The sequence below is a fragment of the Pectobacterium carotovorum genome (assembly GCF_033898505.1).
GTDB classification, from domain to species: domain Bacteria; phylum Pseudomonadota; class Gammaproteobacteria; order Enterobacterales; family Enterobacteriaceae; genus Pectobacterium; species Pectobacterium carotovorum_J.
Genome location: NZ_JAXAFK010000006.1, coordinates 1 through 22,966, shown reverse-complemented (window position 1 = coordinate 22,966; position 22,966 = coordinate 1). Strand labels below are relative to the sequence as shown.

Genomic DNA, 22,966 nt, shown 5'->3' with positions numbered 1-22,966 from the left:
ACGCCAACTTACATCATGACTACCACCACGGAAACGTCCCAAACAGAAGCCGCTGCCGCACCTCAGCGCAGTGAACTCATCTATCGTCTTGAAGACAGGCCGCCGCTGCCGCAAACGCTGTTCGCCGCCAGCCAGCACCTGTTGGCCATGTTTGTTGCGGTGATTACTCCTGCGCTACTGATCTGTCAGGCATTGGGTTTACCCGCTCATGATACGCAGCGCATCATCAGCATGTCGCTTTTCGCTTCCGGTCTGGCCTCTATTCTACAAATTAAAACCTGGGGCCCCGTCGGTTCTGGCCTGCTGTCTATTCAGGGCACCAGCTTTAACTTCGTGACGCCACTGATTATGGGTGGATTGGCACTGAAGAATGGTGGCGCAGATGTTCCCACCATGATGGCGGCGCTGTTCGGTACGCTGATGGTCGCGTCCTTCACTGAAATCATTCTTTCACGCTTCCTGCATTTAACCCGCCGCATCATTACCCCGCTGGTTTCCGGCATTGTGGTGATGATCATTGGTCTGTCGCTGATTCAGGTCGGCCTGACTTCTATCGGCGGCGGCTATGCTGCGATGGGTAATAACACCTTCGGTGCGCCTAAGAACTTATTGCTGGCAGGCGTGGTGTTGCTGGTTATTATTCTGCTGAACCGCCAGCGTAACCCCTACCTGCGTGTCGCCTCTCTGGTGATTGCCATGGCGGTGGGTTATCTGGGTGCCTGGCTGATGGGAATGCTGCCGGAAAACACATCCTCGCAACACGATACGGCTATCATGGTGCCAACACCGCTGTATTACGGTTTAGGCTTTGACTGGAACCTGCTGATCCCACTGATGCTGGTCTTCATGGTGACGTCGTTAGAAACCATCGGTGACATCACCGCGACCTCCGACGTGTCTGAGCAGCCGGTCAGAGGCCCGCTGTACATGAAACGCTTAAAAGGCGGCGTGCTGGCAAACGGTCTGAACTCTTGCCTTTCCGCCGTATTCAATACCTTCCCTAACTCTTGCTTCGGCCAGAATAACGGCGTCATCCAGCTTACCGGTGTTGCCAGCCGCTATGTGGGCTTCGTGGTTTCGCTGATGCTGATCGCGCTGGGGCTGTTCCCTGCCGTTAGCGGATTTGTGCAGCATATTCCAGAGCCGGTTCTGGGCGGTGCCACTATCGTGATGTTTGGTACGATCGCCGCTTCCGGTGTGCGCATTGTGTCCCGCGAACCACTGAACCGCCGCGCTATCATGATTATTGCGCTGTCGCTGGCCGTTGGCCTTGGCGTATCGCAGCAGCCACTGATTCTGCAATTCGCACCAGATTGGATTAAAACGTTACTGTCTTCCGGTATTGCCGCTGGCGGGATTACCGCAATCGTGCTGAATTTGGTCTTCCCACACGAAGAAAAATAGCGCCAGCCCGCAATAATTTCTGTTCAGTTCATGTAAAAGCGAGCGGTGATGCAACACCGCTCGCTTTTTACTGTCTGTAACAGCATTACCTATTGAGCCTTCAGGGAAATTGCGGCATAAGAACAGTTCTCCCTGACGATTGGCATGGACTGACACGATGAAATTTATCGGGAAATTATTGCTGACCCTACTGCTACTGGCCTTTTTAGCGCTGGTAGTCGTATACGTATTACTGCAAACCAGTTGGGCGGCAGGCTGGGTGAGTAATTGGGTAAACCAAAATACCGACTACCAGTTGTCACTGGGCAAAATCAATCATGACTGGTCAACAGCCGATCATATCCAACTCACCGACGTCAGTTTCGGTCAAAAAAACCAGCCGCCGACACTCACTGCAAAGCAGGTTTCAGCCGGATTTAGCGTGCGTCAGATTACTGAACCGCGCCATTTCGCCAGTCTGGAGCTGGAAGGCGGTACGCTAAATCTTTCCTCACAGGCCGCCACGCTCCCTATCGAAGCCGATGTGCTACAACTGCGTACAATGGCACTGCAGGCAAAGGACGGCGATTGGCGTCTGAATGGCCAACAGATCAACGGCGGAATCATGCCGTGGCAGCCCGAGGCGGGATATCTATTAGGTAAGCAGGGGCAGTTCCAGCTCAGCGCCCGTTCACTCGAACTCAACGATATTCCTGCCAGTCAGGTCTTGGTTCAGGGCGAAATCAACCATAACCAGCTGATTCTGAGCAATTTCGGCGCCGATGTTGCTCAAGGGCAGCTAACGGGCAACGCCAGCCGCGCAGAAGACGGCAGTTGGCAGATCGGTAACCTCCGGCTCAGCAATGTCCGTTTGCAAACGCAGAGAACGCCGGAAGCTTTCTGGCAACCCGTGACCGAGCTGCCTTCTGTTACGGTTGACCGCTTTGATCTGATTGATGCCCGTATCGAAGGACCGGGATGGGCGTTTATCGACCTGGATGTTGCCCTGCAAAATGTCACGTTTAAGCAGAATGACTGGCAGAGCGAAGGCGGAACGCTGTCGTTCAATGCAACCGACATTGTGAACGGCAACATGCACCTTATCGACCCTATCGTGAATCTGGATTTGTCGCCGGCGGGCGTTAACATCAAGCAGTTCTCTACGCGTTGGGAAGGCGGTTTACTGCGAACCAACGGCAGCTGGCAGCGTAGTAACCGACGTTTACAGCTGAATGAATTTGTTGTCGCAGGGATGGAGTACACACTTCCCGGCGACTGGCGCCAGCGGTGGCAGGCGACGCTGCCATCATGGCTGGCAGAAGTGAATGTGCGAAAATTCACGGCCAATCGCAACCTGCTGATCGATATCAATCCGGATTTCCCTTTCCAGCTCACCGCGCTGGATGGCTACGGCAGCGATCTGTTGCTGGCTCGTAATCATCAGTGGGGAATCTGGACAGGATCGTTGAACCTTAATGCCAGCGACGCGACGTTCAATAAAGTCGATGTGCGCCGCCCTTCACTGGCACTGGTGGCCGACGATAACCAGATTGCCATTAACGAACTCAGCGCATTTACGCAAAATGGCATGCTGGACGCCAAAGCGACCATCAGCCAGCAACCGGCACGCAATTTTTCCCTGTCGCTGACAGGACGCGCCGTCCCGCTGGATGTTCTGACGCGTTGGGGATGGCCAGAACCCGCAACCGCACCGACAGGTAACACGAATCTGCAATTGCAGTTGAATGGGCGACTTGCCGCTGATACACAGCTTAAGCCGACGCTAAGCGGTACGCTGCAAGGTGTGGATAGTAACGACCACCCCATCAGACAGCAAATGCATCAGGGAACCGTGACAGAAACGCCGTAATTATTACGTTTTCAAAACACAGGGCCAGACCGCTGACAAACCAATTTACCGGATGGAAACGGGAGTAACGGAATAGAAGAGTAAAGCGTTTGCGCCATGGATGGCGCAATCCGAGCTTACATGGACGTACTCGCAGCGTCTTTACGATCTATCCGTTACTCCCGCTCGATGGACTTTGTCAGCAACATCACCCAGTGAGAATCACGGGTATTATTATGGCGAAGTGCTGCTAACTAACATGTAACGTGATGTATTGATGGGAAGAACGTTATCATGCTTGGCTAGCTTCGGGCTAATCCACTACTGACCCGCCCTCTTCCAGCGGTGCATCCGGTTGAGCAGGCAGCACGATATAAACCCCTTCAAATAACGCCCCTTTACTGTCATCACCGAAGAGCTCTACATTTAGCTGCACGCGCGCCTTCCGCCCGCGAGCCAGACGATCCAGATCGCCACTCAGCGACCCTAAGTCGGCAACAGCGCTCGGCCGACCACTCACCGGCGTGCTGTAACGAATGTGCGCATCCGCCAGAATAATCGTTCCGCCGAGGTGCCGCTCACGTAGCAGCAGCCAGATCAGTCCCCAACCGGTGAGCGTAGCGAGAGAAAACATGCTGCCGGCAAAAAGCGTGTGGTGCGGGTTCTGGTTGCCCGTTTCAGGCATGGTGGTGATAAATTTTTTCCCGGTGTACTGGCTTATCCGAACCCCCATCTTTTCACTCAGAGGGATGTGATCGTACCAGGCCTGTTGCAGCTGTCCGCACCAGTCAGGGCGGTGCAGAATATCATCCAGCGTCGCCACCGGTTTGATCATCAGAAAGTGCCGCACAGGCGTTGTTTGTGGCGCAGTGATCTCCCCCTGGTTAACAAAGCCCAGCTTGGAGAAGAAATCCATTGCGTCTTCACGGGCACTACAGACCACGCGCTTGACGCCTTCCTGACGTGCGACAGACTCCAGAGTAATCGCAAGCAACGTTCCTAACCCTTTCCCCCGCACATCGGGATGAACCGCTAAAAAGCGGATTGCCGCTTCATTATCTGCATTGATGGAAAGACGGCCAATCGCGACCAGCCTTCCCTGCTCATCCACCACAGTTTGGTGATGCGCCAGAGCATCATAGGCGTCACGCTCGGAGCCTAGCGGCTGGCGCAGAGGTTTACGCAGCATTTCCCAGCGGAATTGATAGTACGCATCCAGTTCTTCTGCGCTTTCAGGTACTCTCAGATGATACATAACCCTTCCTCTATACCGAGATGCCTCATTGCATCGGGGTTCATAAGATCAGACCGCTGACAAACTGATACGCAGCGCGATAACGGCGGTGCCTGCAATGTTATGTCTGTAGCCAGAACGTCACCGGTCCGTCATTCACCAATGCCACTTTCATATCCGCCGCAAACTGCCCTGTTTCCGTGTGAACGCCTTGCTCACGACACTGTCCGACAAAATACTGATAGAGGCGATCGGCCTCCGAGGGATGTGCACCGCGAGAAAACCCAGGCCGCATGCCACGCTGCGTATCGGCCACCAGCGTAAACTGCGAAACCACCAGCACATTGCCGCCAGCCTGACGAACATTGAGATTCATTTTCCCGTCATCGTCACCGAATATGCGGTAACCCAACACACGCTCGCAGAGTCGCGTGGCTTTTTGTTCGTCATCGCCCTGCTCAACGCCCAGCAAGATCAGCAAACCTTTATCGATTTCCCCAACCACACTGCCTTCTACCGTAACGCTGGCGCTGGATACTCGCTGAATTAGCGCAATCATAAAACCCAACTACTCCTGATGTCATCATTCCCAATAGAGGCCGTGTCCGCCCCTGCGATATCAATCATGCTTTAGCTGTCGTTGCCTGCATAGCAAAAAAATCCGGCACCACCTGACGATCGGTCACCAGAATGCTGTGAATGCCTAAACTCTGGGCAGCATCAACGTTTGCGGCATTATCGTCAAAAAAGACAGCCTGCGCTGGCGTAACGCCTTCCTGCGTCAGAACATACTGATAAATCGCCAATTCCGGCTTACGTAATCCAATATTTTGTGACAGATAGATTCTGTCGGCCGCTGCACCCACTTCCGGGAACAACGCCGGCCAGTGTGAACAATGGAGGCGATTAGTATTCGACAAAATCACCACCCGGTGCCCTTCCTGACGCAGGCGCTGCATGATGTCGATAACCTCAGGGCGCAACGCAACAAAGATAGCCTGCCAGCCAGCGGTGAATTGCTCGAAGCTTAGGGCGATGCCCATTTCCTGACACAGTCTGGTAGCAAATTCTTCATCGCTAATCTCGCCCCGCTCATGCTGTTCAAACGCTTCACCCATAACGAAACGTTCTTGCAACGTCGCGAGCGGCGCACTGCTCAAATTACTCCAGACGCCTAATACTCTTTTGAAATCAATATCGATGACGACATTACCCAAATCAAAGATATACAGCATGGCAGCCACCTCCTGACGTAATCGTAGGATTTTCACTGTAGCGGGAAATGGCGAAACTGAACAGGGAGGAAATATAAGGAAAGGTTAAAGTGGAAGAAAGCGCATAAAATTCAGGGCACCCGAAGGTGCCCTGTTGCGTAACATACAAATCCGTCTGAAATTAGACGTCTTTGCTGCCGCGGCTGGCGCGTTTACGATCGTTTTCGGTCAGATGACGCTTACGAATACGGATAGACTGTGGCGTAACTTCAACCAGTTCGTCGTCATCAATGAACTCCAGCGCTTGTTCCAGAGACATTTTGATCGCCGGAACCAGCGTGGTAGCTTCATCAGTACCCGATGCACGCATGTTGGTCAGTTTCTTACCGGTCAGACAGTTTACTGTCAGATCGTTAGAACGTGAGTGAATACCGATGATCTGGCCTTCATACACTTCTGCACCGTGTCCGAGGAACAGCTTACCGCGATCCTGCAGGCTGAACAGCGCAAACGCGACGGCTTTACCCTGACCGTTAGAGATCAGTACGCCATTCTGACGCTGGCCGATTTCACCCGGACGCACGTCATCGTAGTGGCTGAACGTGGAGTACAGCAGACCCGTACCAGACGTCATAGTCATGAATTCGGTACGGAAACCGATCAGACCACGAGCAGGAATCAGGTAATCCAGACGGATACGACCCTTACCATCTGGAATCATGTCTTTCACATCACCTTTACGCTCACCCATGGCTTGCATGACTGAACCCTGGTGCTGTTCTTCGATGTCCAGCGTCACGTTTTCAAACGGTTCCTGGTTACGGCCGTCGATAACGCGGTTAATAACTTTCGGACGTGATACGGCCAGTTCAAAGCCTTCACGACGCATGTTTTCGATCAGAACCGACAGGTGCAATTCACCACGGCCAGAAACGCGGAACGCATCAGCGTCTTCGGTTTCGTCAACGCGCAGGGCAACGTTGTGTACCAGCTCTTTGTTCAGACGCTCCAGAATCTGGCGCGACGTAACATACTTACCTTCTTTACCGCAGAATGGTGAAGTATTGACGTTGAAGAACATGGTAACGGTAGGTTCATCGACGCTCAGTGCTGGCAGCGCTTCGACATTCTGCGGATCGCAGATGGTGTCGGAAATGTTCAACTCGCCCAGACCAGTGATCGCGATGATATCGCCTGCTTCCGCTTCAGCCGCGTCGATACGCTCCAGACCAAGGTGAGTCAGAACTTTACCGACTTTACCGTTACGGGTTTTGCCTTCGCTATCAACAATGGTCACTTGTTGGTTAGGCTTGACTTTACCGCGCTTGATACGGCCGATACCGATAACGCCAACATAGTTGTTGTAGTCCAACTGAGAAATTTGCATCTGGAACGGCGCATCCATCTCAACCTGAGGCGGAGACACGTGATCGACAATCGCCTGATACAGCGGGGTCATATCTTCCGCCATGTCGGTATGGTCGAGACCCGCGATACCATTCAGCGCAGAAGCATAAATGATCGGGAAATCCAGTTGCTCGTCAGTCGCATCCAGGTTCACGAACAGGTCGAATACCTGATCGACAACCCAGTCAGGACGCGCGCCAGGACGGTCAACTTTGTTGATAACCACAATAGGTTTCAGACCGTTGGCAAATGCTTTTTTGGTCACGAAACGCGTTTGCGGCATCGGGCCATCCATCGCATCAACAACCAGCAGTACCGAGTCAACCATCGACATTACACGCTCAACCTCGCCGCCGAAGTCGGCGTGTCCCGGGGTATCTACGATGTTAATGCGGTAGTCTTTCCAATTAATGGCGGTATTTTTTGCGAGGATGGTAATTCCACGCTCTTTCTCCAAATCGTTGGAGTCCATTACACGCTCGGTTGCTTCGACACGTTCACCGAACGTTCCGGATTGTTGCAACAGCTTGTCAACCAGGGTGGTTTTCCCATGGTCAACGTGCGCAATAATGGCGATGTTACGCAAATTTTCGATCACAGCTTTGCCTCAGGCATTTAGAAATAGCGCGCTATTGTACACGTATTAATCGAGGGACTAAACAAGATCACAAGCATCTATGATAAACAACCTAGAGCTGCCTGCTTTGTGATCCCTTTCACGGTGCAAAAGCGCTACAAGCGAACACGAATGCACCAAATAAGTGCAATAATTCACATATGGAGCACCATTTTGGTGCTTTAGACTATAATGGTGCAGTGGATTTCCGTGAGAAAGCCCCAAGTAGCAACACATTGCACACATTTAAAAAGTTGGCACACTTTTAGCTTTAGTCTACTCACGGCAACAACATCAATCCACAACGATATTCGTTCCACGACGATAAATGACCAATCGGGAGAACCAAGTATGTCCGCAGAACATGTTTTGACGATGCTGAATGAGCACGAAGTGAAGTTTGTTGATTTACGCTTCACGGATACTAAAGGTAAAGAGCAGCACGTCACCATTCCGGCTCATCAAGTCAATGCCGACTTCTTCGAAGAAGGTAAAATGTTTGATGGTTCTTCGATTGGCGGTTGGAAAGGTATCAACGAGTCAGACATGGTTCTGATGCCCGATGCTAGCACAGCGATGATCGACCCGTTCTTCGAAGATTCTACGCTGATCATTCGTTGTGACATCCTTGAACCAGGCACCATGCAGGGTTATGACCGCGACCCGCGTTCTATCGCGAAACGTGCGGAAGATTTCCTGCGTTCTTCTGGCATTGCCGATACCGTCCTGTTCGGGCCTGAGCCAGAATTCTTCCTGTTCGATGATATCCGTTTCGGCAGCAGCACTTCCGGTTCTCACGTTGCTATCGACGACGTTGAAGCTTACTGGAACTCCGGTAAAGAATACGAAGGCGGTAACAAAGGTCACCGTCCAGGTCTGAAAGGCGGCTACTTCCCAGTTCCACCAGTCGATTCATCACAGGACATCCGTTCTGCTATGTGTCTGACCATGGAGCAAATGGGTCTGGTTGTTGAAGCTCACCACCACGAAGTGGCTACCGCGGGCCAGAACGAAGTGGCTACTCGCTTCAACACTATGACCAAAAAAGCTGACGAAATTCAGATCTACAAATATGTCGTGCATAACGTAGCTCACGCTTACGGTAAAACCGCGACCTTCATGCCAAAACCTATGTTCGGTGATAACGGTTCTGGTATGCACTGCCACATGTCTCTGTCCAAAGACGGTACTAACCTGTTCGCTGGCGACAAATACGGCGGCCTGTCTGAACTGGCTCTGTTCTACATCGGCGGTGTTATCAAGCACGCTAAAGCTATCAACGCCCTGGCGAACCCAACCACCAACTCCTACAAGCGTCTGGTCCCAGGCTACGAAGCCCCAGTTATGCTGGCTTACTCTGCCCGTAACCGTTCTGCTTCAATCCGTATCCCAGTTGTTGCCAGCCCGAAAGCACGTCGTATCGAAGCGCGCTTCCCAGATCCAGCAGCTAACCCATACCTGTGCTTCGCTGCACTGCTGATGGCTGGCCTCGACGGCATCATCAACAAAATCCACCCTGGCGATGCGATGGACAAAAACCTGTACGACCTGCCGCCGGAAGAAGAAGCAGAGATTCCAAAAGTTGCAGGTTCTCTGGACGAGGCACTGGCTGCACTGAACGAAGACCGCGAGTTCCTGACCCGTGGTGGCGTGTTCACCGACGACGCTATCGAAGCATATATCGAACTGCGTAAATCTGAGATTGACCGCGTTCGTATGACGCCGCACCCAGTTGAGTTCGAACTGTACTATAGCGTTTAATAACGACAGCGTTTAATAACGACAGCATGGTTGGGTGTGCTGATACCCAACCATGACCGATAAACAACAGAATACTAAGAAGTTTGTTCTTGTTGCCGTGGAAACGCTTCAGCCCATCTTCGGATGGGCTTTTTTCACCACCGGCATTGGCCGTTGCGACGTAACATCCATCATTCACACTACAATGCACCACGACGGTGCGGGAGTCTGCGTTATGGCAACAGGCACGCTGCCCGATGCTGGGCAGATCCTAAATTCTCTGATAAACAGCATCTTATTGCTGGATAACGATCTGGCGATTCACTATTCCAACCCGGCAGCACAGCAATTACTGGCACAAAGCTCGCGTAAATTATCCGGCACACCGCTGCCCGATTTGCTGGGATACTTTTCTCTGAATATCGATTTACTGCGTGAAAGTCTGGATTCAGGGCAAGGTTTTACGGATAACGAAGTCACCCTCGTTGTGGATGGTAAAGCGCACATCATGTCGCTCACCGCTCAGCGGGTACAAAACGATTTTATCCTGCTGGAAATGGCGCCAATGGATAACCAGCGCCGCCTCAGTCAGGAACAGCTTCAACATGCACAGCAGCAGGCCGCCCGTGATTTAGTCCGGGGCTTAGCGCATGAGATAAAAAATCCGCTTGGCGGATTACGCGGTGCTGCACAGCTGCTTGCAAAGGCCTTGCCCGATCCGGCGCTGACGGAATATACCAAGGTCATCATCGAACAGGCGGATCGCCTGCGTAATCTGGTCGATCGCCTGCTCGGGCCACAGCAGCCCGGCCTGCACGTCACCCAAAGCATTCATCAGGTCGCCGAACGCGTTTGCCAGCTCGTTTCACTGGAAAAGCCGGATAACGTGACGCTGGTGAAAGACTATGACCCCAGTCTGCCAGAGCTGACGCACGACCCTGACCAGATTGAACAGGTACTGCTGAATATTACCCGCAATGCGCTACAGGCGCTGGGCGAGGAAGGCGGGACGATTACGATACGTACCCGCACGGCTTTTCAGCTCACTTTACACGGCGTGCGCTATCGTCTCGCCGCCCGTATTGACGTGGAAGATGACGGCCCCGGCGTACCCGCTCAACTACAAGACACCCTGTTTTACCCGATGGTGAGCGGGCGCGAAGGGGGAACTGGTTTAGGGCTTTCCATCGCCCGCAGTCTTATCGACCAGCACTCCGGTAAAATTGAATTTAACAGTTGGCCAGGACACACCGAATTCTCGGTTTACCTGCCCATTCGCCAGTGAGGTTCACAATGCAACGAGGGATAGTCTGGATTGTCGATGACGATAGCTCCATCCGTTGGGTGCTTGAGCGCGCGCTTGCTGGTGCGGGTTTAACCTGCGCAACGTTTGAGAACGGAAATCAGGTATTGCATGCGTTAGCAACACAAACCCCCGACGTTCTGCTGTCCGACATCCGCATGCCTGGGATGGATGGATTAGCGCTCTTACAGCAAATCAAACAGCGCCACCCGATGCTCCCGGTCATCATTATGACGGCACATTCCGATCTGGATGCCGCCGTCAGCGCTTACCAACAGGGTGCGTTCGACTATTTGCCGAAGCCGTTCGATATTGATGAAGCCGTTGCGCTGGTTGAGCGCGCGATCAGCCATTATCTGGAACAGCAGCAGCCGGTACGTAACCAGCCGATCAATGGCCCGACAACGGACATTATTGGCGAAGCGCCCGCGATGCAGGATGTCTTCCGCATCATCGGCCGCCTGTCTCGCTCATCGATCAGCGTGCTGATTAACGGCGAATCGGGAACCGGTAAAGAACTGGTGGCACACGCTCTGCATCGCCACAGCCCGCGTACCAAAGCCCCTTTTATTGCTCTGAATATGGCCGCCATTCCCAAAGATCTGATTGAATCAGAACTGTTCGGCCATGAAAAAGGCGCGTTTACGGGCGCAAACCAGATTCGTCAGGGCCGCTTTGAACAGGCCGATGGCGGAACGCTATTTCTGGATGAAATCGGCGACATGCCGCTAGACGTGCAAACACGCCTGTTGCGCGTATTGGCAGACGGACAGTTTTACCGCGTCGGCGGCTATGCAGCGGTGAAAGTGGATGTCCGCATTATCGCGGCAACACACCAAAATCTTGAACAACGCGTGCAGGAAGGCAAGTTTCGTGAGGATCTGTTTCACCGCCTGAACGTGATTCGTGTTCACCTGCCCCCGCTGCGTGAACGCCGGGAAGATATCCCTCGTCTGGCGCGTTATTTCTTGCAGGCCACGGCCAAAGAGCTGGGCGTCGAGCCGAAGAATCTGCATCCAGAAGCGGAAACGGCGCTAACCCGTTTGCCGTGGCCCGGCAACGTGCGCCAATTGGAAAACACCTGTCGCTGGTTGACGGTCATGGCCGCCGGTCAGGAAGTGCTGATTCAGGATCTGCCGCCTGAACTGTTCGAGACCACTGCACCGGATTCCACCGTGCATATTCTGCCAGACAGTTGGGCCACGCTGTTGGCACAATGGGCCGATCGCGCGCTGCGTTCCGGTCATCAAAACCTGCTGGCGGAGGCCCAACCGGAAATGGAAAGGACGCTGCTGACGACGGCACTGCGGCATACGCAGGGGCATAAACAGGAAGCAGCAAGATTGCTGGGATGGGGCAGAAATACCCTGACGCGTAAACTAAAAGAGCTGGGAATGGAGTAGCAAGATTGCTTTTTTATTGCTCAATTGTTAACAAACAAACTGGTGATAAAAAATACAATCTGGCGCACGAAATTGTCATTAATTTGTACTTTACTTGCCTCGAGTCAGCAGTATGATCGTGTCGCTGATTCGGGAGGAACACCATGCTGGATTCATTGATTTCCGTTGCAACACATGGCGCTGAAATTGGCTCCGCGGCAAGCCATTCGCCGCAGGCTGCTATTGCCGCCGTTTTGTGTGCTGCACTGATTAACTTCTTTAGTTGATCCAATAAGCGTTCAAGAATAGCCAGTCGATGTTTGCACCGACTGGCTGTTTTTTATTTACGTTTTTCAGCGTCCGCATAGGCTGGCATGTCAGCCACTTTCAGGTCCGGGTGCATCGCTTCAATCTCTTTAATCAACTTATCGAATACGTCCACAATGCCATTCCCGATAACACCGCGAAATTTCTTGTGCTCGTCTTCAGGCACTTTGCCCTGTAATGCTTTTACCTCGTTGTACATGAGGTTCGCGAGGTTAAGTGCCTTATCCCGATATTCTCTGGCAATCTCTTTATCCGAAAACATGCGATCTCCTTGTCATTAAAGCCTTTTTCCTCTCAGGATAGCCATCCTCTCCGAGCAGTTAAATCACGCGGGAAAACTGCTGCGTTCTGAGCTTGTTGCGCAGATAGACGTCAAAGCACATACAGATATTGCGGATCAGCAAACGTCCCTTCGGCGTCACCACCAGCCCATCTTCCTGACTATCGACCAGCCCATCAGCCACCAGCGGAGCCAGCAACGCTAAATCCTGCTCAAAGTAGGTTTTAAAATCGATCGCATATTCTGCTTCAATCGGCGCATAGCTGAGCTGGAAATTACAAATGAGCGTCTTAATCACATCGCGGCGAAGGCAGTCGTCACGTGTCAATTGCAACCCGCGCCACAGGGCATTTCCTTTGTCTTTGACCTGCGCATAATACTGCTTCAGCTCCTTCTGGTTCTGGGCATAACTATCACCGATCATACTAATCGCTGACACCCCCATACCAAGCAGATCGCTATCGCCCTGCGTCGTATAGCCCTGAAAATTGCGATGCAGTTTCCCTTCTCGCTGCGCCACCGCCAGCTCATCGTCCGGGCGAGCAAAGTGATCCATACCGATAAACTGATAGCCCGATTGCGTCAGCGACCCAATCGTCTGTTGCAGAATATCCAGCTTTTGCTCCGCGCTCGGTAAATCTGCTTCTTTAATCTTGCGCTGCGCGGCGAACAGGCTGGGTAAATGTGCATAGTTAAAGACGCTAAGTCGGTGCGGGCTTAATTCCGCAACGCGCTGTAGCGTAAAGGCGAAGCTTTCCGGCGTTTGCTTCGGCAGGCCGTAAATCAAATCGATATTGGTTGAGGTGAAGCCCAGCGCCTTTGCCCGCTCAATAAGGGCAAAAATAAAGTCTTCATCCTGCTCACGATTGACCAGCTTCTGAACGTCTTTATTAAAATCCTGCACACCCATGCTCAGGCGGTTAAACCCTTCGGCACGTAAATGATCGAGAACATCCAGCTCAATTTCTCGCGGATCGACTTCAAGCGACAGCTCAGCCTGATCGGAAAAAGAGAACAGTTCGCGCAGCAGCGACATCAGTCGGCTGATTTGTGCTTTATTCAGGTAGGTTGGCGTACCACCGCCCCAATGCAATTGCGTCACCGTTCTTCCGGCGAATAGCGGCGCACGCTGGCGAATTTCCTGCTCCAGCACATCAAGGTATTCATCCGCTTTATGCTGCTGACGCGTAACCAGCTTATTACAGCCGCAGAAATAGCACAGCCGATGGCAAAAAGGGATATGGATGTACAGCGACAGCGGTCGCTGCGGATAACGGGCGATGGCCTGCTGAAACGCCGGCTCATCGTAAGCTTCACTGAATTCTAACGCTGTGGGATAAGATGTATAACGCGGCCCGGAATAGTTATATTTTTGAATCAGGGCCAGATCCCAGTCAACGGACGGTATCGACATATTCGCTCACTCCTTCCAGTTTTTACTCGGTGGGTGATCCTTACCCTCCTTCAGGTCGCCAACAAATGGCGCTCAAAAACGTTTCCTACGTTTTGCTACTCGTCTTATCCCTGAGACTCGCCCTAAGAGCCGTCACGTTTTTGTCTTGGGCGTCGTACTTGATTCATGCGCCCGTTAAACAGGGCGCGATGCAACCGATGCTTACGCTTCGATAATAGCCATAGTTTACTGAACAGATAGAGCAGATAAAACGCGACCAGCAATATCAGGAACAGAAACAGCCATTTCATTGATTAGAACGCGTCTTTCGGGTTATTACGTTTCAAAAGCTGCAACATATCTTCCTGCTGCTCTTCTTCGTCATCATCGCCCAACTCAATTCCAAGCTCTTCCATCAGGATATCGATACGATCCAGCGTTTCATCAACCCATGACTGATCTTTGGCGCTTAGCGTTTCACCGCTATCCAGACGATCTAATAAAGCATCCAGACGTGAATCGTTTTCTAACATTTCCAGCTCTTCTTCCGGTGACATTGCCGGCTTGGCAGCAACGACTTTCTCCACTGGCGCAGAAGGCTTCGACTTAGGCTTCGGTTTCTCGACGGCGCTGTCTAACACGCCAAGCTGTACGGGCTTCTTACTACCAATACGCGGATCGGCGACTTTACGCTGACCAGAACGCTGATCGGTGGACGCTTTTTCCTGAGTTCGGCTGCCCGCCGCGTGACCGCGATGCTTTTTATCTTTCTTACGCTCACACGCTTCGCGCTCTAACTCTTCGCGAGTCTTTCTTTTTACTTTGGGTTTTCCTGCCTTATCGGCAGCCCCTTTGACAGGTCGGTTCATAATGTTGTTCTCAGGTACACAGATATAAGGGAAGTGCGGCGGAATCTAGCAGAAAGCCCAAGAATAAAAAAGCGTCCACATCAGACAGCTGAGCTTTGAGGCAGATAAACCCGCCTTTATTGTCAGTTACAGGTATAATCCCCAACCAGACAGAGATCCAGATAGAGATAACCATCGTGACCCAGCAATATAACTACCACATGACGCGTTTTATCATCAGCGCCCCGGATATTCGCCATCTGGCAACAGATAGCGGTATTGAAGTGGCCTTTGCTGGGCGCTCTAACGCCGGAAAATCCAGCGCGCTGAACACGCTGACCAATCAGAAGAACCTGGCACGAACCAGTAAAACGCCGGGCCGTACCCAGTTGATCAACCTGTTCGAAGTGACCGACGGCGTGCGTTTGGTCGATCTCCCCGGCTATGGCTATGCCGAAGTGCCAGAGCAAATGAAGATCAAATGGCAACGTGCGCTCGGTGAATATCTGCAAAAGCGTAACAGCCTGAAGGGGCTGGTTGTGCTAATGGATATTCGCCATCCGCTGAAAGATCTCGATCAGCAAATGATTCAGTGGGCGGTCGATGTCGAGCTTCCAGTCTTAGTACTGCTGACCAAAGCCGATAAGCTGGCCTCTGGCGCACGTAAGGCACAGTTGAATATGGTTCGCGAGGCAGTCTTGCCATTTATGGGTGATATTCAGGTCGAAGCGTTTTCATCACTGAAAAAACTCGGTGTCGATAAACTACGGCAGAAATTGGATAACTGGTTCAGCACGCTAGAACACGCAGAAGAAGAACAAGAAGCAGAATAATTCTTTCGCGTGGTGCAGAGCATCATCACTCGCATCACGCCCCCACTTTCCCGCAATGATCGCCCACCAGAGACGTTATTTTCACCCTCGAAACCGCGCTGACACCTTGCTGCCAGCCACGTAGCTACCGCCGTTTTGAGGGGTAAAAAACCTGGATAAGCCCCATAAAAAACGCCCCGCTCAAAACTGAGCGGGGCGGCTAATATTCAGCCAAATCCGATTACGTGAAGTAAAAGGTCTGAAAGATAGAACATCTTACCTCTGTACCCTACGTCTTTAACTCTACCCTATTTTTTCACGGGAACAAAGGATTTTTTGTTGTTTACTTTCATAGAAAATGGTTATCGATTACACAAAGTTAAACCAGGTCACACAATACTGTTATTTAATTACAGAAATAGCGCAAGAATCGGCCATTAATGTGCTTCATCCCAGTTCATGCCCGTACCGATGTCGACCTGTAACGGGACATTCAATTGCATACAACCTTCCATTAATGCTTTGATTTTACTAATGGATTCTTCAATAACCGAATCGTGGATCTCGAAAACCAGCTCATCGTGAACCTGCATGATCATCTTCACCTGCGGCGCGTCTTTCTGTAGCCAGTCGTCAATCGCGATCATCGCTTTCTTAATAATATCAGCAGCGGTGCCCTGCATCGGGGCGTTAATCGCCGCACGCTCCGCACCTTTACGCGCCATCGCATTACGAGAATGGATATCAGGCAGATAGAGGCGGCGACCGTCAAGCGTGGACACATAGCCATGCTCCGCGGCCTGTTGGCGTGTACGCTCCATGTAATCCTGCACACCCGGGTAACGCTCAAAATACAGGTTCATGTATTTCTGCGATTCGCTACGGGGAATATTCAACTGACGCGACAGACCAAATGCGCTCATACCGTAGATCAGACCAAAGTTGATCGCTTTCGCACTGCGACGCTGTTCTGATGTCACCTTATCCAACGCAATGCCAAACACTTCTGACGCCGTTGCCCGGTGGATATCCAGCCCGTTCGCAAATGCGTTCAACAGCCCTTTATCACCGGATAAGTGCGCCATGATACGCAGTTCGATTTGCGAGTAGTCCGCCGCCACAATGCTGTAGCCCTTCGGCGCAATAAATGCCTGACGAATACGGCGCCCTTCGTCATTACGCACCGGGATATTTTGCAGGTTCGGATCGCTGGAAGACAAACGCCCGGTCGCAGTAACGGCCTGGTGATAAGACGTATGCACACGCTTTGTCGCCGGATTGATCATCAGCGGTAGCTTATCGGTGTAAGTAGATTTCAGCTTGGCCAACCCACGATATTCCAGAATCAGCTTCGGCAGAGGGTAATCCAGCGCCAGTTCAGCCAGCACTTCTTCATTGGTTGACGGTGCGCCTTTTGGCGTTTTCTTCAGAATCGGCAGCTTTTGCTTTTCATACAGAATGCCCTGTAGCTGCTTGGTCGATGAGAGATTGAACTCTTCACCCGCCAGCTCATACGCTTGTGTTTCCAGCTCCGCCAAACGGGTTGTCAGCTCTTTTGAGTGCTCCGCCAGAATCGCGGGATCGATCAGCACGCCAGTACGTTCGATGCGGGATAAAACTGGCACCAGCGGCATATCTATAGTCTGGAAGACCTGACACAAGTCTGCATGCGGCTGAAGTTTCCCCCACAGTTTCTGGTGCAGATGCAGCGTGACGTCCGCATCCTCGGCCGCATAAGGCCCAGCCTGTTCCAGTGCGATCTGATTAAACGTCAGCTGATTTTTCCCCTTACCCGCGATCTCTTCAAAGGTAATGGTTTTGTGGTTCAGATAACGTTCGGCCAGGCTATCCATATCGTGGCGGCCCGCCACACTGTCGAGTACGTAGGATTCCAACATGGTATCAAACGCGATACCGCGTAAATCGATGTCGTACCGCTGCATCACACCTTTATCAAATTTGAGATTCTGACCAACCTTAAGCAGCTTCTCATCTTCCAGCAGCGGTTTGAACAAATCCAACACCTTGTCGCGATCCAGCTGTTCCGGTGCATCCAGATAGTCATGCGCCAACGGCAAATAAGCCGCTTCACCCGGTTTAATCGCAAATGATAGACCAATCAGGTTAGCAGTAAGCGTATCCAGCCCGTCGGTTTCCGTATCAAAAGCGAAAACCTCAGCCTGTTTTAAACGTTCAACCCAATCGAGCAGCGTTTTCTCATCAAGAATCGTGACATAACCGTCGGCAGAAAGCGTAGGGGCGTTATCTTCTTCAACGACCTGCTCAACCACCACCTTGCTCACAGCCTGAACAGGCTGGCTGCTTTTTTTCCCTTCCAGCCAGGTACCTGATTCAACATCTGATAGCCAGCGTTTGAATTCATAACGGGAAAAGAGACGATGCAGCTCATCCACATCCGGTTCATTAACGGTAAGCTGCTCGCTGCTGAGATCCAACTCAACATCCGTTTTAATGGTGGCAAGCTGATAAGAGAGGTAGGCCACGTCTTTATGCTGCTCCAGCTTCGGCGCCATGGTTTTCGCACCACGGAAAGAAAGCTCGGCAATTTTATCCAGATTAGCATACAGCGAATCCAGCCCACCAAGACCTTGCAATAGCGCCTGCGCCGTTTTTTCACCCACGCCGGGTACACCAGGAATGTTATCCGATGCATCTCCCATCAGCGCAAGGAAATCGATAATCAGCTCAGGGGGAATACCGTATTTATCACACACTTCCTGTGGGCCAAGAATGGTGTTATTCATGGTATTAATGAGCGTCACGCTTGGCGTCACCAACTGCGCCATATCTTTATCGCCGGTACTAATCAGCACTGGCTTACCCGCTTTTTCCGCCTGAACGGCGAGCGTGCCGATCACATCGTCCGCTTCTACGCCGGAAACCGCCAAAAGCGGCAGCCCCATCGCTTTCACCATCTTATGCAGAGGTTCTATCTGTTCGCGCAGATCCTCCGGCATCGGTGGGCGGTGAGCCTTATAATTTTCGAACAGTTCATCGCGAAACGTTTTCCCTTTCGCATCAAAAACAACGGCAACATGGCTGGGCTGATATTGCAGCAGCAAACTGCGTAGCATATTCAGTACGCCATACATTGCACCGGTTGCTTCTCCCGCGCTGTTTGTTAACGGTGGAAAAGCGTGATAAGCACGATACAAATAGGATGAACCGTCTACCAGTATTAAAGGGTTTTCTGCAATCTGAGCCATAGCCTGCCGTGATCGTTGTTGTCTGTCATGGCGCTAAGCATGCCATAGGTCAGGGAAAGAGACGATCCTTAACGTAAGATATTGGCTGATTTTGCATGGATCCTCGCAAGATCTTCCTGTGGATAACTTTGTGAATAATTTTATCCTCTTAATTATTAATTTCCTCTGTTATCTCAAGGAGTTTTTTTATATTCATTAATTTCATGCAGTTATAATATAAAGTGTTTATTTTTGAGGCACAGAAAACCGTCATCCAATTTGTGGATATAAAAAAAGATAAATAGCCATTGCGGATTAGGGAGATATAAAGATAAGAAGATGAACAGCGGGAAGGTATAAAGTCATGCGGCTTTACCCGCATGACTTATTAAATAATTACTTCTTGGTAATGAGGAACTTCACTACGTCAGCGTACTGTTTTACATACCCATCCATTGAACTGGTATCAAGACCATCATTCTTGATCATATATTTACCGTTAACGAACATGGCAGGAACGCCGCGTAATTGTAAATCTGCAGCCGCTTTTTCCTGCTGGGCAACCAGAGATTTCACAACGAAGCTATTCAGAGCACCATCAAACTCTTCCGCACTCACGCCAGCTTTCACAAAGACTTCGCGAATATCTTCAGGCTTTTGTACGGTCTGTGTTTTCTGAACGGCATCAAACATCAGCGGGGTAATTTTATCTTCTACGCCCAGCGCCATAGCAACAGCCCAGGCCTGAGTCAGGTTTTTACCCAATGGGCCCAGGAAGTCCACGTGATAACGTGTCATCTTCGTCCCTTCTGGCAGCGCTTTTTTTACTGCATCTGGAACATGGTAAACCTGTTCAAATTGATAGCAGTGCGGGCAATAGAATGAGAAAAACTCAAGAACCTGAGGCTCTTGAGTTGCAGGTTTATCTAATTCTACATATTGCTTGCCGTCAGAAAACTCTGCAGCAGAAGCACTAAATGCCAGAACAACGCCAATCAGCGCAAGCCATAATTTTTTCATAAATTTCACTCTCTCCATTTAATTTCAGTACATTGGCATTAGCTGCAGAGGAGGTTCCTGTAACAGCTGAGTTTGCCCAATAAATATTGCCGTTTGCTTCAACCAAAAATCAGCATCTGTCATCCAGGGGAAATTTTTTGGAAAAGCAGGATCTTCCCAGCGACGAGCCACCCAGGCTAAATAATAAATCTGTCGCATCGCTCGAAGCGGTTCAATCAGTGCGAGCTCTTTCTCCTGAAATTCCGCAAATTCGCTATAGGCTTCTAACAAGATATCCAGTTGAATACGTTGTTCACGACGGTCACCGTGCAACAGCATCCATAAATCCTGTATTGCCGGGCCATTACGAGCATCATCCAAATCTACAAATAGCGGGCCATCACGCCACAGAATATTTCCTGGGTGACAATCCCCATGCAAACGCAGTGGTCGCCAATCGCTGTGCCAATAAGTTTCAACTGTATCAATCAGTTGACGGGTTGCCTGTAAAAAATCATGTCGATGTATTTGCGGTATTAGCGGACATGTTTCCAACAGCCGATAAGGTTCATGCAGATATTCATTTACCCCAATCGTCGGGCGATCGGTGAATAACGCTTTCTGCCCCGTCTGGTGAATCCGGCCGAGAAAACGCCCGACCCACTCGAGCTGCTCTTCATTATCCATTTCATACTGCCGACCACCCACACTGGGGAATACGGCAAAATGAAACCCTTCATAGACGTTCAGAGTCTGACCATTAAGCAAAATGGGCGCGACAATAGGGACTTCATCTTCTGCCAACTGCTGGGCAAAAATATGCTCTTCCTGAATCTGCGCCGCGCTCCACCGTTCCGGGCGATAAAATTTCACCACGAAGCGTTTACGATCTTCATCCGCAAACTGATACACCCGATTTTCATAGCTGTTTAGCGCCGTCAGGCCGGAATCAACGCGCAGCCCAACATCCAGCAAGGCATCCATAATCAGATCTGGGAACAGCGTCTGAAAGTTAAATACCGAACTATTCATCGCGGCCACAATGGGTCAGGGGCAACATAATAGATATGCGTGCAATAGTTAGCATCATGAACGTGTTATTCCTTTCCACTAGTCTTTAATAACTCCCCGGGCACGAAGCAAAGCGGTCTTGAAGTCCTCTTCATAGTCTTTCTTCAAACCGGGAATGACTTGTTCTTTATCTGCATCACGCATTTTTAGATGGTAAATAAGGATATCATCAGTCAGTTCATTTAACTGCCCCTCGAACCCCGCCTCCTGTGCAAGGTTTTGTAAAAATTGCACCAGATTTAAATCGGGTTCTTTTTGCCAGGCTGGGTGCAGTAGTTCAATCAACTCATTAACGCGATGACATTTCATTTTTTTCTCCTTAAAAACGATTTGTACTCAATAAATTTCAATATGCAGGAAGCCGCTTGAGCGATATTGAGCATATAGTGATAAAAATAACAGCCTCGCGCACATGAGGAAAGAACTTGGTCTTCTGCGAAAGTTTTCAGAGAATAGCGCAGGGCTTATCCCTCAAAAACTTTCAGAACAGAGGAAAGTGGGCATAGATAATTAGGAAGTAAAATGATTACAGGCGTTATTCTCGCAGGCGGACGTGCAACGCGTATGGGCGGACACGATAAAGGTCTGGTAGCACTGAACGGTGAGCCGCTATACCTACACGTTCTCTCTCGGCTTAAAGCACAGGTCGACGAGGTTATTATCAGTGCCAACCGCAATCAGGCTGTATATGCGCAAAGCGGGTGCCAAATTATTGGTGACTTTGATACAAGCTTTCCTGGCCCGCTAGCAGGCATTCTAAGTGGATTACATGCCGCCATGTCCGAGTGGGTGGTATTTGTCCCCTGTGATGTGCCTGCTTTCCCCCTCGATCTGGTACATCGTTTGTGGCAAGTGCGGGGGGAAGCCAATGCGGCTTATGCCACTGATGGAGAACGTCCACATCCCACATTACTCTTAATCAATAAAAACCTTATTGAACCACTAGAGACCTATCTGCATCTTGGAAATCGTAAGCTGATGTTATTTATGGAACAGGTTGGAGCAAAAGCCGTTTCATTTAACGATCAGCCTGAAGCGTTTCGTAATTTGAATTCACCTGAAGATTTATCCAATTGGGAGGATCAACGCAGTGGGTTCTAATCATCTCCCTTTACTCGCTGTTGCCGCTTATAGTGGTACAGGTAAAACAACATTACTTAAACACGTCATTCCTCTGCTTATTAATCATGGTGTTAGAGTCGGGTTAATTAAGCATACGCATCACCAAATGGACATTGATACACCTGGCAAAGACAGCTATGAATTGCGTAAAGCTGGTGCGGCACAAACCATCGTTGCCAGCAATCAAAGGTGGGCATTAATGACAGAGACCCCTGAGCAGGAAGAGCCAAATATTTACGATCTGGTAGGGAAAATGGATGCCTCGACCCTCGACCTGGTGCTGGTTGAGGGCTTTAAACATGAAAAGATCGCTAAAATAGCCTTGTTTCGCCAATCGTTGGGCAGAGAATTAAGTGATTTGATCGATGAATATGTTATCGCAATTGCAACGGATACTAAGATAAGCACCATACTTCCAGTACTTGATATCAATCAGCCGGAGCAGGTTGCTAATTTTATTCACCAATGGCTCAGAAATAGCCGTTTGTAGTTCGGAGTAGATCGCCGTTTACACTAAGCCATCCAGTAATCGGCTGGTCGCGGCGGTCTTTCACCACAGTATAGAGATTCATGATTAGTCTTCCTGACAGGTCAGTCTTCCCCAAACACGCATAGCAAAAAGCCCCTGTCTTTCGACAGAGGCTTTCCACTTGTTTGATGCCTGGCAGTTCCCTACTCTCACATGGGGAAGCCCCACACTACCATCGGCGCTACGGCGTTTCACTTCTGAGTTCGGCATGGGGTCAGGTGGGACCACCGCGCTATCGCCGCCAGGCAAAT

General features: G+C 50.8%; 21 protein-coding genes and 1 rRNA gene. 9 read left to right on the top strand and 13 right to left on the bottom strand.

Annotation, left to right across the window (positions count from 1 at the left end; genetic code table 11):
- The first annotated feature begins 15 nt into the window (after nt 1-15).
- Both R9X49_RS19830 and R9X49_RS19825 read left to right on the top strand, forming a co-directional pair.
- Complete coding sequence (locus R9X49_RS19830; RefSeq protein WP_015842295.1) at nt 16-1,404, top strand: nucleobase:cation symporter-2 family protein; 1,389 nt, start codon at nt 16-18, stop codon at nt 1,402-1,404.
- Nucleotides 1,405-1,561: 157 nt separating this feature from the next.
- Nucleotides 1,562-3,253, top strand: coding sequence for an AsmA family protein (locus tag R9X49_RS19825; protein ID WP_319850016.1), 1,692 nt, complete (start codon nt 1,562-1,564; stop codon nt 3,251-3,253).
- A gap of 292 nt (nt 3,254-3,545) precedes the next feature.
- Here the strand turns inward: R9X49_RS19825 and fabY are convergent, their stop codons facing one another.
- The 4 genes from fabY to typA all read right to left on the bottom strand — a co-directional run bounded on the left by fabY (nt 3,546) and on the right by typA (nt 7,685).
- Entirely contained in the window at nt 3,546-4,487 is a 942-nt protein-coding gene (gene fabY / locus R9X49_RS19820) for a fatty acid biosynthesis protein FabY (RefSeq protein ID WP_319850015.1), read from the bottom strand.
- Nucleotides 4,488-4,587: 100 nt separating this feature from the next.
- A complete protein-coding gene (gene dtd / locus R9X49_RS19815) occupies nt 4,588-5,025 on the bottom strand; it encodes a D-aminoacyl-tRNA deacylase (protein WP_010281657.1) in 438 nt (145 codons plus the stop codon).
- 64 nt (nt 5,026-5,089) lie between these two features.
- On the bottom strand, nt 5,090-5,701 hold the full coding sequence (yihX, locus tag R9X49_RS19810; protein ID WP_319850014.1) for a glucose-1-phosphatase: 612 nt from the start codon (nt 5,699-5,701) through the stop codon (nt 5,090-5,092).
- Nucleotides 5,702-5,861: 160 nt separating this feature from the next.
- On the bottom strand, nt 5,862-7,685 hold the full coding sequence (gene typA / locus R9X49_RS19805; RefSeq protein ID WP_039349771.1) for a ribosome-dependent GTPase TypA: 1,824 nt from the start codon (nt 7,683-7,685) through the stop codon (nt 5,862-5,864).
- Between the two features lie 369 nt (nt 7,686-8,054).
- On the opposite strand from typA, the gene glnA reads away from it, so the two are divergent.
- The 4 genes from glnA (at nt 8,055) to R9X49_RS19785 (ending at nt 12,415) form a co-directional block, all read left to right on the top strand.
- Nucleotides 8,055-9,464 carry a glutamate--ammonia ligase gene (gene glnA, locus R9X49_RS19800; RefSeq protein WP_015842300.1) on the top strand — a complete coding sequence of 470 codons (1,410 nt, stop codon included), beginning with the start codon at nt 8,055-8,057 and terminating at the stop codon, nt 9,462-9,464.
- 214 nt (nt 9,465-9,678) lie between these two features.
- Entirely contained in the window at nt 9,679-10,728 is a 1,050-nt protein-coding gene (gene glnL, locus R9X49_RS19795; protein ID WP_005968247.1) for a nitrogen regulation protein NR(II), read from the top strand.
- 8 nt (nt 10,729-10,736) lie between these two features.
- Nucleotides 10,737-12,149: a nitrogen regulation protein NR(I) gene (gene glnG, locus R9X49_RS19790; protein ID WP_010298133.1), complete on the top strand. Its 1,413-nt coding sequence runs from the start codon at nt 10,737-10,739 to the stop codon at nt 12,147-12,149.
- A 143-nt stretch (nt 12,150-12,292) separates the two neighbouring features.
- Nucleotides 12,293-12,415: a YshB family small membrane protein gene (locus R9X49_RS19785; RefSeq protein WP_015842303.1), complete on the top strand. Its 123-nt coding sequence runs from the start codon at nt 12,293-12,295 to the stop codon at nt 12,413-12,415.
- A 53-nt stretch (nt 12,416-12,468) separates the two neighbouring features.
- Here R9X49_RS19785 and R9X49_RS19780 read toward each other — a convergent pair whose 3' ends face one another.
- The 4 genes from R9X49_RS19780 to yihI all read right to left on the bottom strand — a co-directional run bounded on the left by R9X49_RS19780 (nt 12,469) and on the right by yihI (nt 14,997).
- Nucleotides 12,469-12,717, bottom strand: a complete 249-nt coding sequence (locus R9X49_RS19780) for a hypothetical protein (RefSeq protein ID WP_319850010.1) — start codon at nt 12,715-12,717, stop codon at nt 12,469-12,471.
- 58 nt (nt 12,718-12,775) lie between these two features.
- On the bottom strand, nt 12,776-14,149 hold the full coding sequence (hemN, locus tag R9X49_RS19775) for an oxygen-independent coproporphyrinogen III oxidase (RefSeq protein WP_319850009.1): 1,374 nt from the start codon (nt 14,147-14,149) through the stop codon (nt 12,776-12,778).
- A 122-nt stretch (nt 14,150-14,271) separates the two neighbouring features.
- Nucleotides 14,272-14,439: a hypothetical protein gene (locus R9X49_RS19770; protein WP_319850008.1), complete on the bottom strand. Its 168-nt coding sequence runs from the start codon at nt 14,437-14,439 to the stop codon at nt 14,272-14,274.
- Between the two features lie 3 nt (nt 14,440-14,442).
- A complete protein-coding gene (gene yihI / locus R9X49_RS19765; protein ID WP_319850007.1) occupies nt 14,443-14,997 on the bottom strand; it encodes a Der GTPase-activating protein YihI in 555 nt (184 codons plus the stop codon).
- Between the two features lie 176 nt (nt 14,998-15,173).
- Between yihI and yihA the strand changes: the two genes are divergently transcribed.
- Nucleotides 15,174-15,809 (top strand): ribosome biogenesis GTP-binding protein YihA/YsxC, encoded by a 636-nt coding sequence (gene yihA / locus R9X49_RS19760; protein WP_015842306.1) that lies wholly within the window; start codon nt 15,174-15,176, stop codon nt 15,807-15,809.
- A 416-nt stretch (nt 15,810-16,225) separates the two neighbouring features.
- Here yihA and polA read toward each other — a convergent pair whose 3' ends face one another.
- The 4 genes from polA to R9X49_RS19740 form a co-directional block, all read right to left on the bottom strand.
- Nucleotides 16,226-19,015, bottom strand: coding sequence for a DNA polymerase I (gene polA / locus R9X49_RS19755; protein ID WP_319850006.1), 2,790 nt, complete (start codon nt 19,013-19,015; stop codon nt 16,226-16,228).
- A gap of 375 nt (nt 19,016-19,390) precedes the next feature.
- Nucleotides 19,391-20,014, bottom strand: a complete 624-nt coding sequence (gene dsbA, locus R9X49_RS19750) for a thiol:disulfide interchange protein DsbA (protein WP_010281626.1) — start codon at nt 20,012-20,014, stop codon at nt 19,391-19,393.
- A gap of 24 nt (nt 20,015-20,038) precedes the next feature.
- Nucleotides 20,039-21,025, bottom strand: a complete 987-nt coding sequence (locus R9X49_RS19745) for a serine/threonine protein kinase (RefSeq protein ID WP_319850005.1) — start codon at nt 21,023-21,025, stop codon at nt 20,039-20,041.
- A gap of 78 nt (nt 21,026-21,103) precedes the next feature.
- Nucleotides 21,104-21,373 (bottom strand): YihD family protein, encoded by a 270-nt coding sequence (locus R9X49_RS19740; RefSeq protein WP_005968263.1) that lies wholly within the window; start codon nt 21,371-21,373, stop codon nt 21,104-21,106.
- 213 nt (nt 21,374-21,586) lie between these two features.
- Between R9X49_RS19740 and mobA the strand changes: the two genes are divergently transcribed.
- Together mobA and mobB are read left to right on the top strand one after the other, a co-directional pair.
- Complete coding sequence (mobA, locus tag R9X49_RS19735; protein WP_319850004.1) at nt 21,587-22,165, top strand: molybdenum cofactor guanylyltransferase MobA; 579 nt, start codon at nt 21,587-21,589, stop codon at nt 22,163-22,165.
- Nucleotides 22,155-22,676 (top strand): molybdopterin-guanine dinucleotide biosynthesis protein MobB, encoded by a 522-nt coding sequence (mobB, locus tag R9X49_RS19730; RefSeq protein WP_319850002.1) that lies wholly within the window; start codon nt 22,155-22,157, stop codon nt 22,674-22,676. The genes mobA and mobB overlap by 11 nt, the downstream gene beginning before the upstream one ends.
- 169 nt (nt 22,677-22,845) lie before the next feature.
- Here the strand turns inward: mobB and rrf are convergent.
- A 5S ribosomal RNA gene (rrf, locus tag R9X49_RS19725) occupies nt 22,846-22,961 on the bottom strand.
- Between the last annotated feature and the right edge of the window lie 5 nt (nt 22,962-22,966).